A 13,322-nucleotide genomic window follows, 5' to 3' on the forward strand; every position below is an offset into this window, starting at 1 on the left:
TATTGTTTGCGCTTTCAGTTTCTCTAACACTGTTATATCATGTTGGTTACATTTAGGCAAAATATAATACTATTCCCATATCGAAGAATATGATAAAAAATAGCGGGAACATTATTTTCAGAATAATTAAATATTTCCATTTTACATAATATTTATAGTTTTATTAGACTATTTTTGGTAGTCTATTTATAGATATGCTATGGAAAGCTTTATATGTAAAGGATGTTAGAAGGAAATAACCTGAAAATATAGATAGACAGGGGTTTTGAAAATGAAAAGAGTTGTTATAATTGGTGGTGGATACGGCGGAATGAATGCGTTGCATCAACTAATTGATCATGATCTTCCCAACGATGTGGAAGTCACTGTCATTGACCGCAATCCATACCATTCGTTAAAAACAGAATTCTATGCCATTACAGCAGGAACCAAATCTGATAAAGAGATTCGGATCGATTTCCCTGCCCACAATCAGATTGATTACATATTTGGTGAAATTATTGAGATAGACACGGAAAATGAGAAAATTCGCTTAAAAAACAGAGAAGACTCCGTTTCGTTTGATTACTTAATTATTGGACTCGGCTGTGAAGATAATTATCACGGTATACAAGGTGCAATGGAATATACAGAAAGTGTCCAGACAATCTCGAAAGCTCGTCAGGCGAGTATTCGAGTCAATAATTTACCTGCATACAGTCAAGTTTCGGTAGTTGGTGCAGGTTTAAGTGGTATTGAAGTAGCTTCTGAAATCAGGGAAAGCAGACCAGACCTTAATATTCGTTTATTGGATCGTGGTGCTTCCGTACTTTCTGCATTTGACGAAAAGGTTCAAACATATGTAGAAGATTGGTTCCAGCGTAATGAGGTACAAATATTACATCACTCCAATGTAGAATTAGTTGCTGAAGGAATTTTTTATAATAATGGTGAGGGTATTGAAAGTGATGTGATTATCTGGACAGCAGGTGTAAGACCACATTATTTAGTACGAAGTCTTCCTTTCGAGAAAGATCGTCAAGAAAAAGTTATCGTAAACGATTTTTATCAAGTACCGTCACAGCAAAATATTTATGTTGTCGGTGATTGTGCCTCCTCTACCTATTCACCGAGTGCACAGTTAGCAGGAGTTCAAGGAGAACAAATTGGTGCTATTCTTGCTAAAGTACTCCGTGGAGAAGAGCCGGATAAGCCTAAAGAAATAAAATTAAAAGGCCAGCTAGGTTCACTTGGAAAGTCTGATGGATTTGGAAGCATGTACCGTAAACCAGTGACAGGGTTATTGCCTCGCCTGGCAAAGTCTGGCGTTTTATGGTTAAGCAAACGACATTAATGATTCCAACAGAGCACTGAAAATAATCAGTGCTTTTCTTTATGGTGTAATATTGGGAATCCATTTAAAACACTTAACCATTTTCATAATTAGTTGTATAATAGAATACCAGCAAAAAGTAGCTGATAAATTACAGGTCATTCTTCTTTCCTAGGAGGTTAGCATGTCCAAAGCCAAAGTAAACGATTTAATTGACAACGAAAAATTCGAGCACCATTTTCAAGCATTATATGATCTAGAAACATTATCACCAATTGGATATGAAGCATTACTTCGGACCAAACTGTTTAAAAATCCGGAAATACTTTTTGAACAAGCAAGTCTTACTGACCGTTTTTTTGAACTGGAGATTCGTTCGATAAAGAAAATACTACAAGCTTTTGATGACCTCATAGGTGGATTAACTGATAAAAGAAAGCTTTTAATGAATGTTTTTCCATCTAATTTAATCAGGGATGAATTTATTACATATTTAGACCAATATATGGCGAATAAAAAATTCAAACCACAGCAAGTGATTATTGAGATAACTGAATCAGATGTGATGAATAATGTGACATCATTAATGAGGAATGTCTATTTATTGAGAGAAAAAGGTTACTTAATTGCCATCGATGATGTGGGCAAAGGAGTTTCTTCCCTGCAAGCAATTGTTGAATTACGACCAGATTTCGTGAAAATGGACCGCTATTTTGCAAATCAGCTGGCTAATTCCAACCGTAAACAAGAGATGGTACGTTCCATCGTTACCTATTGCTTGCATACCAATACAAAATTCGTACTGGAAGGAATAGAAATCATGGAAGATTTAGAGATGGCTAAATCCATCGGTGTTAATATTGTACAAGGGTTCCTGCTTGCTGAGCCTCAACCACTTCAAACAATTAAATGTATCGAATCTAGAATGGCAGATGGTTTTTAAGAACCATTGCCTTTTTTTCTATTATCGGTACATTTATCCTACTCTTTTCATACCATAAAATAAATATTTTTTAAAAAACCTTGCGCTTCTTATATGAATGCTGTATGTTCTTTATATAGAACATTATGAAGAATGGAGGAGGGATCATGAAAAAAGTAATTATATTCTTATTCTATTGTATGATCTATGCCATAATCTCTAGTCCTATTCTCACCCATGCCATTCCTGCTAATAAGATAAAAGTACTTATCGTTTATTCATCGAGTACTCAGGAAATAACCGAACATGAGCGTTTATTAGATATGTTGATATCTCATTTTTCAAATCAACTTTCTTTTCGACATACTTCCGAATTAAACAGCAGTGATATCGAAACAGCTACCCATCTAATTTACTATGGGAATAAAGAAGAAAAGATATCGAATGAAACGATCCGGTTAATGGATGATTTCGAAAAACCTTTTTTAGCTATAGGTCATAACATCGAGCAATTTCCTGCCTCTTTTTCCTGGATTGAAGGGAATGATACAACCTATTTAAACAATGTAACTATTTCCACAAATGAACAAAGCAAACTCGAAATCAAACACCTTGAGCTTATTCCAATATCCACTTCTGGTGAGCAGGACATATTTTTTCAAGTGACTCAAAAAGATTCGATATTCCCGCTAATGGTGCAAAAAGGTGACCATTACTATCTTAGCACAACACAACTTTTTCCACCGGTTTCTAATTTACTGGCAGATGCACTGCATATTTTCTTTGATCAAGAACACGAACATACAACAAGAGCAATGTTAAGACTAGAAGATGTCCACCCAAAGCTTTCTGCAAAAGATATGATGAAGGTTGCCGAATATTTAAAAGAAAAAGATATTCCATATATTATTTCGATTATACCAGTTTACATAAATTCTGAAACAGACGAAGAATATCATTTTTCAGACAACCCTGAACTTGCCGAAGTATTACAATTTATGCAAGAGAACGGAGGAAGTTTTGTTTTACATGGATATACAGATCAATTTGGAAATGGCACTACAGGTGAAGGATTTGAATTTTGGAATAAGGAGAAAAACGAACCAGTTTATTTTCCGGAAAATAGTACAGAAAAAACGAAAACCTTAAACGATTTTAAAAACACATCAGATTACGAAGCCTATATAAATGAACGGCAAGCTTTTGAATCAGAATATATAATTAGCAGAATGGAAAAAGGGATAAAAGAATTAGCAAACTACCGAATCTATCCTGTTGCATTTGAGGCACCCCATTATGCAATGAGTCAAAATGGATATCGAGTGGTATCCGAATACTTTTCAACATATATTGGTCAAGTACAACTGACAGATAAAGATTGGAGAATAATGGCCGAAGCACCTACCATTTCACAACCAAGTTTCCTGCATGGAATGACATTAATACCCGAAACGATTCGCTACATTCGATATGAGGATCCACAATCAATTACACAAATGAGTGAGCTAATCGACGAGGTTTCCATTGTCAGAGATGGTATTATCAGCGGCTTTTATCACCCATTTCTGGGAATTGGCCAATTAAAGGGACTTGTAAATGAGATAGAAAAGATCCCTGATATGGAATGGATGGATATTAGCAAACTAAACAATACAGATCAAGACAATAATACCGATACATCTAATCAACCTACCAGTAGTTTCATTACAGAACCACCCTGGTTCCAACTATCCATCTATCCATTGCAACTTTATAAATCTGGAATATTCTTATCTGTTATTGGCGTGATCATTGTCATGTTCCTAATAATATCAGCTTATCGAAAAGGATTAAAGAATGAAAAATAATTATTATACAATCGTTCTCTATTAAGAACATATTGTTCCTTTTTAAAAAAGTGAGGTTAGTTAAATGAAGCTTAATAAATTGATCTTATTGCTGTTACTCTTGTTATTCACAATTACACCAATCATACATGCTGAGACTGAGAGCAATCATCAAGTGTTAGTCGTATATTCATCTGAAAGCGCAGAGTTAGATCAACACCAACGCTTCTTAGACTTATTGATTGGCCATTTTACATCAGATATCACCTTTATGTCTGTTTCAGAAGTTGATGAAGATGCCACGAAAGAAAAGACTCATTTGTTTTATCTGGGAACGGTAAAGGATCGTTTGCCAGTGTCCTTCCAGGAAATTCTTACTAACTTTAACGGGAAAGTCATTGGCTTGGGTCATAATATCAACCAATTGGGTGAGCGATTTAATTTTGTATCAACAGGGGAAGAAGCTGTGTACAGCAAAATAATAGTAAGCAGTGATCCGGAGAACGCCATATCTGTTCTTCCAAGGTCTGTTATTACTACAAAAATAAGCTCTCCAACAGAAATATTAGCGATGGTCACACATGGGGAGGGAAATAACTATCCATTATTTATTCAGAAAGACCATACGTATTATTATGCCTCTTCAGAAATGGAGCCACCTTTAACCATTTTCTTAGGAGAAGTATTACATGAAGTCTTCCAAGAAGATCATGAAACAGCCCATCCTGCATATATTCGTTTGGAAGATGTCCACCCAATGGTTGACCATAACAAATTGCTGGATATTGCAAAAGAATTAAAAAAACGGCAGATTCCCTATATGGTAGCCGTTGTCCCTGTTTACACCAATCCGGAGACAGGGAAGGAATCTTATTTATCAGATTCAAGAGAATTGCTAAACGTATTGAAATATGTTCAAGATAATGGCGGAAGTATAGTAATGCATGGTTACACCCATCAGTTTCGCAAAACAGAAACAGGTGAGGGGTTTGAATTTTGGGATGTGGAGAATAATATGCCTATTTATCACGAAGCTGATGAGAAAGTGTTCAAGAAAACCGAAAAAGACTTCGATAATATAGCAGATTACCAATCCTATCGTGAAGAACAGCTAGCTTTTGAAACAACTTATATAAAACAAAAATTAACACGCGGGATACAGGAACTATCGAATTACGGAATATATCCATTAGCATTCGAAGCCCCGCACTACACTATGTCTCAAAACGGCTATAAAGTTACGGCTGAACATTTCTCCACATATGTTGGTCAAGTGCAACTAAGTGATGCAGATTGGGAGATCATGTCGACATCACCATATTACACTACTCCTGTTTTTCTACATGGCATGAAGTTATTACCAGAAACGATTGGATTTGTCGATAGAGAAGATCCGATCGCAATCAATAAAATGATGGAAAAGGCCCAGAAACAACAGGTGTTGCGTGATGGAATGATCGCAGGATTTTACCATCCATACCTTGGCGTGGAAGAATTTATTGAGCTGATGGATCAGATGGAGCAAATACCAGGTATTGAATGGATTGACTTAAAACAAATGGAGAATACCGTTCAGGCAGATCATGTATTCATTCAATCAAATAATGGAGTCATTACGAAAGAAATTGATTACTTTCACCTTTACGCTAACTCGATTGACTTACTGGGATATAAAATTCTTCATATAATGCATGAATCATTATGGACATTAGCAAGTGCAGGATTTTTATCGGTATTATGGTTCATCTTCTATATTTTTAAAATGAAAATAAGGCAAAAACGCTCTCGGATCCGCCGGAGATACAGGCGCGCAATATAAGAAAGGGATGAATTATCTTGGCTGATATATTAGTTTATATTGCATTATTTATTATATGGGGAATGCTTTTTTATCATATTTTCTTAATGCAAGGCGGTTACTTACATGCCACACGATTTCAAAGGAAAGCGGAAAAATGGCAAGCAAATATACCTTATTATCCTTCCGTAAGCATACTCATTCCCGCTCATAATGAAGAAGTGGTAATTGAGGATACGTTAGAAGCGATGAGCAAACTGAATTATCCCTTGGAGAAATTACAGGTACTGATTATAAATGATAATTCAAGTGATCGCACTGGGGAAATTTGTGAATCTTATGCGGAGAGATTCCCTTACATACAAGTCATTCATACAAAGCCACCACATGGGGGCAAAGGAAAGTCAGCTGCACTTAACAATGGACTTGAGTATGCGAATGGAGAAGTTATCTGTGTTTATGATGCGGATAACACACCAGAAGCTGATGCCATCTATTGGCTTGTTCTAGGATTAGTAAATGATCCAAAAGCAGGAGCAGTTGTAGGAAAATTTCGTGTACTAAATGCGACGAAAAATCTCCTTACAAGGTTAATTAATATTGAAACACTCACCTTTCAATGGTTAGCACAAGCCGGAAGATGGTTTTGGTTTAAGCTTGCAACAATTCCGGGAACCAATTTTGCTGTAAGACGTTCCATTCTCGACCAACTTGGCGGTTGGGATGAAGGGGCATTATCAGAAGATACGGAATTAAGTTTTCGAATTTACGACCTCGGATACCATATCCGCTTCTTCCCTAACGCCATAACTTGGGAACAAGAACCTGAAACAATAAAAGTATGGTGGAGGCAACGTACTCGTTGGGCAAGGGGCAATCTCTATGTTATTTTTAAATTTTTGTTTCATTTCTTTCAACTAAAACATAAGCGGGTCGGCTTGGACCTCATTTACTTTATGTTTACTTATGTGTTCTTTTTTGGTGGAGTAATGATTTCCCACGGGCTGTTTATTGTTGGATTATTTGTTGATCTAAAATTATCTGTTGGCTTTGTATCCTATTTACTATTAATTGTTGGCTTTTTACTCTTTATCGTGGAAGAATTATTGGCATTAAGTTTCGAAAAAGACCAATTAACGAAAACGAATTTCTTTGTTGTGATCCTTATGTATTTCACTTATTCACAAATGTGGCTGTTTCTCGTTGTAAATGCTGCTTTTATTGAATTAAAACGCTTGATTTTAAAACAGGAAGTGACATGGTACAAAACCAAACGATTTAAACAGAAAGATGTGGAAGATAAACGTACCGCATAAGGCAGGAGTAGATCTGTTTTGAAAAGGAAATATATATTAATTTTCTTTATTGGAGTGGTGTTAATAATGGGTTTCCTCTTTAATTTTACTAAAGATAATAAACTATCAACAGAAAAATTTATTGAGAAGTGGTTCCTAAATGCGAATGGTACACTTGCCACCAATGTATTAGATAGTGATCGTATGGATGCTGATTTAGTAAAAGGCCGTGAGGCACTATCAGAGACAATTGGATTATGGCTCATCTATGCCGTCGAAAAGCAGGACAAACAAATGTTTGAAAAAGCATATAATATTTTGCTGAATTATTTCTTAACCGAAAATGGTTTTGTTTCATGGAAACTAACAGAAACAGGTATTGTCGAAGTGACAACAAATGCTTTGATTGATGATTTGCGTATAATTGATGCATTATACCGGGCGGAAAAGCTTTGGAATATTGCGGGTTATGGTAAAGTGGCTGAGCAAATCGGGACTTACCTCACAAACTATAACAGAAATGGCCTTATGCTAACAGATTACTATGACCAACAATATCAAACTAGCTCTGCTGAAATTACATTATCTTATATTGATCCAATCTCCTTAGAGAAGATGCTTAAACAACGTGTATTAGATAAGCAAACATATCATAAAATGGTAACAGTATTAAAGGAAGCTGAGAAAGCAAATGGTTTTTTCCCGAAAGCATATCATGTTCAGAATAACCAATACCGTCACGACCAAGAAGTGCATATGATTGATCAGGGGTTAGTAGCATATCACCAAGCACTTATGGGAAGTAATAATCCAGAATTTTTGCAATTTATAAAAACAGAAATGATGACAAATGGAAAAATAGCTGGTGCCTATAATCCTGCATCAAAGAAGCCTGCAGTTCATTATGAGTCACCCGCAGTTTATGGAATATTGATATGGTACTGTTTAGAAATCAATGAAACAGAATTAGCAGCCAAACTGTATAAGCGAATGACAGAATACCGCAATGACAATATATTCAGCCGGTATTATGGAGGCTACACGGTAGATGATGATGGGGATACCCATATTTTCGATAATCTCGTTCCATTGATTGCCGAGCAGCGGCTTATGGAACATGGGGATAAATTTTAATAAACCCGCATCCTGTACCAGGCAGTAACTATCAGGATAAAAAATATTCCTGCTGTTATACTCATTTTCTGACAGGAGATTGGCCCACTCCCTTTCTTACCACAGCAATGTATGCTGTGGTATTACTAGGTTAGTTTTATTATAAAGATTGACTGAATTCTAAATTAATTTTTTAGATAATATATTTTTAGCCTCTAACTCCGTTTCTTTCATTTCATGACCAATCGTCTCATTTTGAATATTAATATTTTCTACTGTTGCACTCATCTCTTCCAGTGCAGCTGAAGCTTGTTCAATAATGGCCGCTAATTCATTTGTTGCTTGTTCTATAATAGAAGAATCATCTTTCACATTAACAGCTAATTGTTGAAAACTTGTAAAGCGTTGATTCGTCTTATCCAAATGTTCAGTAAGTCCGCTAAATGCTTGATTAACCTGTTCTGTTCTGTCTTGATTGCTTTGAACCATCTTAATGTTTTCATTCATTATTTCTAGAGCTGAATCGTTCGTTTCATTTAATTCCGCTAAATTACTGGTGATCTTCTCTGCTGCCTTGTTGGTTACTTCCGCCAGCTTTCTTATTTCCTCTGCAACTACCGCAAAACCTTTTCCTGCCTCTCCAGCTCTAGCTGCTTCGATTGATGCATTTAATGCAAGCAGATTTGTTTGCTGGCTAACATTGATGATATCCTGAGAAAATGAGTTAGTTTCTTTTATATTATTGGATAAAGATTGAAAGGCATTGCTCAGTTCTTGTATATGTTGGTGAAACTCTTTCATATTATTGGATAGTTCTTTAGATAACGCATCTCCATTATAAGAAATCTCCATTGCACTATCAAAATCCTGTTTAAGAGAGCCAGTTTCATTAAGCATTTTTAAAGCTTGTGCTAACATATTTTGCAGACTTTGGGCAATATCGGATATTTTCTCATTTTGAATCGTACTGCCTGTTGTTATTTCAGAGATTGCTTCAGAAATCTCTGCTTGCGATTGCACATTTCCTTGCACCTTTTGGTTCACAACAGTTATCTTCTCTGTAATACTATTAACGTGTTGTTCAAGTATTACTTGATTTTTCTCTTTTTCTATTGACTCTTTTTCGGCTGTTTCCAGCATAGATTCTATCTGATTAAATTGATTCCTGTTAAGATAGATTAACACTCCGGCTATTACTCCGGATAAGAAATAAGTGACCAAAACTAAAGACAGGTTGTCATTCAGGTACTGTACTTCCGCATGAGCTGCTAAACTATTATATATTATCCCTATAGCTCCCAAAACAAAACCGATTACAAATACAGGAAGAAGCAAGAAGATAGTGGTTAAAAATAATAAAAAGAAAAGAATAACTAGTATAGACAAATTACTGCCAAAAAGGTTGATTCCAATATAAGAGAATAAAAATGATATAACCACAATAAAGTAAGGATATATCCTATCTTTTCTCAAAATGTACCTTATTAACGTATAACTTACCACTAGTATGATTAACTCGATTCCGTAGTATATTCCTTTCTCTGCCGCTCCTTGAACGAACGCTAATATCATTGCACAAATTAATGAAAATGAGAATGTAGCTAAAGTTAATATATTCTTCTTTTTAATATCCTCTAACTGAAGTTGCTTTGATCTAGTATTCATAAATACCTCCCGTTGTTAAATAGATTTTCCTCTATTATAATATCGGTTTAATAGCTGTTTACTTTAGTGAAACACTTATCAATTTTCAGTATATTGCAGGTAATTAGTAGAACAGATTCGGGTATTTCGTCACACTTCTTGATTAAAGCCCTTTATTTATAACTGGCATCATACGTGGAAATAGTAAATGAAAGGGAAAATATTGACACATCTTCAAATCCGCCGATTATTTACAATCAGCGTACTTATTTTCCGCTTAGAGTCGTAAGTGAAGCATTAGGTTACGAAGTCGGCTGGGATGCAAAAAATTACCGTGTGGATCTGAAAGAGGAAGATCAATCAGTCAAACTAGCAAAAGAGTATACAAGTAATTGAATATGCTGCTACTCCTAATGCAAGAGTGTCGATACATGACGTGGTAAGTGTCACATATACGGATGGGGAAAAACTGTACACCATTGCAGAGCCTCTGAATGAAGAAGCTACAGCTCCTTTCAAGATGATCAACCAGAATAATAAAGTTATCCAAACAGAAACAATCATCTTTAAAGAGACAGAGCCAGGTACATATAAACATCATTTCACTACTGGATATTTCCGCACATCCTATGATGGAACAAAAGGTGATTCGTCATACTTCCACGATAAAGTGCTAGATGAATTTTCCTATCGTTTGAAACTAAATTAATCCAAAAAAGGATATCTCCTAAGTATAGAGAGGTATCCTTTTTTATTTTCATTAGACTGGAGGTTGTACACTTGTTTTTAAGGAAAAAACGAGGAGAAGAGCAGGAAAATTATTATGCTTGTGAGAATAGACTAATCATCATTCTAGATACACAATTGAAGATAGACCGATCAATTGCCATTTGTACGACGGCAGATAACCGACCTGATATATCTAATAATTGGCTAAAGGTCACACCAATTCGCGCTGTCCAATTTTTCTGTCCTTTAGTAATAACAATATATACAATATTATCGAAATTACAACAGAAACAGCACCTGCCGCATATATGTACATGTAACCAAAAGCGGAAGCGATAAAACCAAACCCGATGGCGCCAATTCCCACTCCTAAATCAAAAAAGGAAAAGAAAGTGGCATTTGCCATCCCTTTACGGTTTTCCGGTGATTGATTAACAGCCCATGCCTGAAGAGCAGGCTGAACTGTCCCAAATCCTAAGCCATAAAGTGCTGCAGCGATATACAATACTATTGAATTTGGCAGCCATGTTAAGAGAAACATCGCTACGAAGATTAGGAATGCTCCAGGTATAAATACGGCTATGTGCCCTTTCCTGTCATACAACTGGCCCGCAAATGCTCTTGTTATCATTAAGAAGATAGCATAAATGAGAAAATACGCTTCTATCCCCGCAATTCCCTCCTGATCTGTATATAACGGCAAAAAAGATGCGATACCGCCAAAACAAAAGGTAATAAAAAATAATAGCAGGGATGGCCTTAATGCACTTTTTTCCATCACATCGAATCTTGGTGTTACCACTTTTCTTGCCTCAGGATCTACAGGCTTATAGGAAATCTGACTGGATAATAAGAATGCAACGATCCCTAAAGCTGCACATATTAAAAATAACAAAGTGAAGGAGATATGCTTATATAAGGTGAGCCCTAGTACCGGGCCAGCTGCAAGGGCGATATTGCCTGACAGTCCGAAATACCCCATCCCTTCCCCTCGTCTTGATTTCGGAATTAAATCAGTAGCAATGGTACCAGTAGCTGTTGTGGAAAAGCCCCAGCCTAACCCTTGAACAATCCGCATCATAAACAGAACGACAATACTTGTTATAAATGCATAGGAACCAATAGAAACAACGAAAATACCAAGACCGATCATATAAACAAACTGTCTTCCTTTTGTTTCTAAGGAGTGACCTGCAGTTGGTCTTAAAAGCAATGCAGAAAATGTAAAAATCCCCGTTATTAGACCGATAAACTGATCTGAACCTCCTAATTGCTGAACAAATAACGGGATCGTCGGCAGTGTCATCTGAAAACCTAAAAAGATAAAAAAATTAGCTAGACAAATTAGAACAAAATCTTTCGTCCAAATTTTTTCTTTTTTCTCTTGTGCACTCAAATTAAAGACTCCTTTTACTGTGATAGCTAGCAACTAATAAGTGAATTTCTTCTCCTGCTAATACAAAAATTACATGAGCAGTCAAATAATCTACCGTTATTTTCAAAATATGGAAGTGCAATAATAGCCTTAATAGCCTTTATCATAATCAACAACATTAAGGTTAGGGGTATCTGATTCGAGATAATTTCTTAAATTCGGAATAAATATGTCCCGAATTACCCGCTCGTCATAATGTTCAGTGGCACCTGCTGTGTGAGGAGTTATGATCACATTTTCCATCTCCCATAATGGATTGTCTTCTGATAAAGGTTCTTTTTCAAAAACATCCAGTCCAGCACCAGCTATTTGACCATGTTCCAATGCCTGTATAAGCTCTTTCTCATTTATTATCTGACCTCGTCCAATATTGATGAGAAATGCACTGTTTTTCATTTGGTTGAATGCTTCTTTTCCAAACATACCAGTTGTTTCTTCTGTTAAAGGAAGTGTAATTACCACATAATCACATTTTGGCAATAGATCTGATAATTGATCTGGGGTAAACATCTCATCAACATGCTCTATGTCTTTTCCTGAATGGCGCATACCAAGAACTTTCATGCCAAAGGCTTTTGAAATTTTTGCTGTTTCCCTGCCAATGGCCCCAACGCCTAAAATTCCGATTGTTTTCTGATGGATTTCCAATTTTATTTCAGCATTGTGCCATGTTTTCTCCTGTTGCTGCCGGACATATGTATGTCGGATATCCATGAACACCATTAGCACTTGTTAATTTCACATTCTTTTGTTTTAGACGATCCAGTGGAAGGCTGTTGACTCCTGCGCGAAAAGTTTGAACCCATTTAAGATCTCTGTTGGCAAGTAATGTTTGCTCTGCCGCCCTCTTCCAATGTAGTACAATTTCTGCTGCAGCAAGGTCTTCTTTAATTTTTTCTGGATCCTTGTTTGCACTTACTTCCCAGTCCGGAATTTCCTGTTGAATTTCTTTGATTAACTTTTCATTAAGATCGGAATTTATCACTAATTTTCTCTTTGTCATATATATCCTCCTCGTCTATATTACTACCCGAGTTTATCTCTATATTAACATTTTAAATTAGTGATTCCACTTTGAAGTCTTTTATTAGCTTGATTTTGCACCCAATTATTGAATAAATACGAAAAAACCTTCAAGAGAAAGAATCTCTTAAAGGTTTTTTCTGTTGTTGCCTGGCACCGTCCTACTCTTGCAGGGGCAAAGCCCCAACTACCATGGGCGCTGGAGAGCTTAACTACTGTGTTCGG

Annotated in this window: 11 protein-coding genes and 1 pseudogene; 8 read left to right on the forward strand and 4 right to left on the reverse strand. The window is 36.1% G+C overall.

Annotated features, from left to right (window positions below; translation table 11 throughout):
• Positions 1-271: 271 nt before the first annotated feature.
• From ACFOY7_RS17895 to ACFOY7_RS17920, 6 genes are all read left to right on the forward strand, one after another.
• A complete protein-coding gene (locus tag ACFOY7_RS17895; RefSeq protein WP_390254041.1) occupies positions 272-1,333 on the forward strand; it encodes an NAD(P)/FAD-dependent oxidoreductase in 1,062 nt (353 codons plus the stop codon).
• Positions 1,334-1,496: 163 nt separating this feature from the next.
• A complete protein-coding gene (locus tag ACFOY7_RS17900; protein WP_390254043.1) occupies positions 1,497-2,255 on the forward strand; it encodes an EAL domain-containing protein in 759 nt (252 codons plus the stop codon).
• Positions 2,256-2,401: 146 nt separating this feature from the next.
• Positions 2,402-4,081, forward strand: coding sequence for a DUF2334 domain-containing protein (locus ACFOY7_RS17905; protein WP_390254045.1), 1,680 nt, complete (start codon positions 2,402-2,404; stop codon positions 4,079-4,081).
• Positions 4,082-4,145: 64 nt separating this feature from the next.
• Entirely contained in the window at positions 4,146-5,879 is a 1,734-nt protein-coding gene (locus ACFOY7_RS17910) for a DUF2334 domain-containing protein (protein WP_390254047.1), read from the forward strand.
• 17 nt (positions 5,880-5,896) lie between these two features.
• Positions 5,897-7,174: a glycosyltransferase family 2 protein gene (locus ACFOY7_RS17915; RefSeq protein WP_390254049.1), complete on the forward strand. Its 1,278-nt coding sequence runs from the start codon at positions 5,897-5,899 to the stop codon at positions 7,172-7,174.
• Between the two features lie 18 nt (positions 7,175-7,192).
• Positions 7,193-8,287, forward strand: coding sequence for a transcriptional regulator (locus ACFOY7_RS17920; RefSeq protein WP_390254051.1), 1,095 nt, complete (start codon positions 7,193-7,195; stop codon positions 8,285-8,287).
• A gap of 159 nt (positions 8,288-8,446) precedes the next feature.
• On the opposite strand, the gene ACFOY7_RS17925 is transcribed toward ACFOY7_RS17920, so the two are convergent.
• Complete coding sequence (locus ACFOY7_RS17925; RefSeq protein ID WP_390254053.1) at positions 8,447-9,931, reverse strand: methyl-accepting chemotaxis protein; 1,485 nt, start codon at positions 9,929-9,931, stop codon at positions 8,447-8,449.
• A 174-nt stretch (positions 9,932-10,105) separates the two neighbouring features.
• Between ACFOY7_RS17925 and ACFOY7_RS17930 the strand changes: the two genes are divergently transcribed.
• Positions 10,106-10,306: a stalk domain-containing protein gene (locus ACFOY7_RS17930; RefSeq protein WP_390254055.1), complete on the forward strand. Its 201-nt coding sequence runs from the start codon at positions 10,106-10,108 to the stop codon at positions 10,304-10,306.
• 25 nt (positions 10,307-10,331) lie between these two features.
• Positions 10,332-10,619 carry a hypothetical protein gene (locus tag ACFOY7_RS17935; protein WP_390254057.1) on the forward strand — a complete coding sequence of 96 codons (288 nt, stop codon included), beginning with the start codon at positions 10,332-10,334 and terminating at the stop codon, positions 10,617-10,619.
• A 231-nt stretch (positions 10,620-10,850) separates the two neighbouring features.
• Here ACFOY7_RS17935 and ACFOY7_RS17940 read toward each other — a convergent pair whose 3' ends face one another.
• The 3 genes and pseudogenes from ACFOY7_RS17940 to ACFOY7_RS17950 form a co-directional block, all read right to left on the reverse strand.
• The gene (locus ACFOY7_RS17940) at positions 10,851-12,035 is read right to left on the reverse strand and encodes an MFS transporter (RefSeq protein WP_390254059.1); all 1,185 of its coding nucleotides are present in this window, start codon (positions 12,033-12,035) and stop codon (positions 10,851-10,853) included.
• A 129-nt stretch (positions 12,036-12,164) separates the two neighbouring features.
• Positions 12,165-13,077 (reverse strand): annotated as a pseudogene (locus ACFOY7_RS17945) (D-2-hydroxyacid dehydrogenase).
• A 44-nt stretch (positions 13,078-13,121) separates the two neighbouring features.
• Positions 13,122-13,322: hypothetical protein (locus ACFOY7_RS17950; protein WP_390254061.1), on the reverse strand; the 201-nt coding region annotated here is incomplete at its 5' end.

The organism is Gracilibacillus xinjiangensis (assembly GCF_042651765.1).
GTDB classification, from domain to species: Bacteria; Bacillota; Bacilli; order Bacillales; family Amphibacillaceae; genus Gracilibacillus; species Gracilibacillus xinjiangensis.

Coding starts and splice junctions, on each gene's coding strand:
- ACFOY7_RS17895 (WP_390254041.1), top strand. CDS start 272: ATGAAAAGAGTTGTTATAATTGGTGGTGGATACGGCGGAATGAATGCG.
- ACFOY7_RS17910 (WP_390254047.1), top strand. CDS start 4,146: ATGAAGCTTAATAAATTGATCTTATTGCTGTTACTCTTGTTATTCACA.
- ACFOY7_RS17925 (WP_390254053.1), bottom strand. CDS start 9,931: ATGAATACTAGATCAAAGCAACTTCAGTTAGAGGATATTAAAAAGAAG.
- ACFOY7_RS17900 (WP_390254043.1), top strand. CDS start 1,497: ATGTCCAAAGCCAAAGTAAACGATTTAATTGACAACGAAAAATTCGAG.
- ACFOY7_RS17905 (WP_390254045.1), top strand. CDS start 2,402: ATGAAAAAAGTAATTATATTCTTATTCTATTGTATGATCTATGCCATA.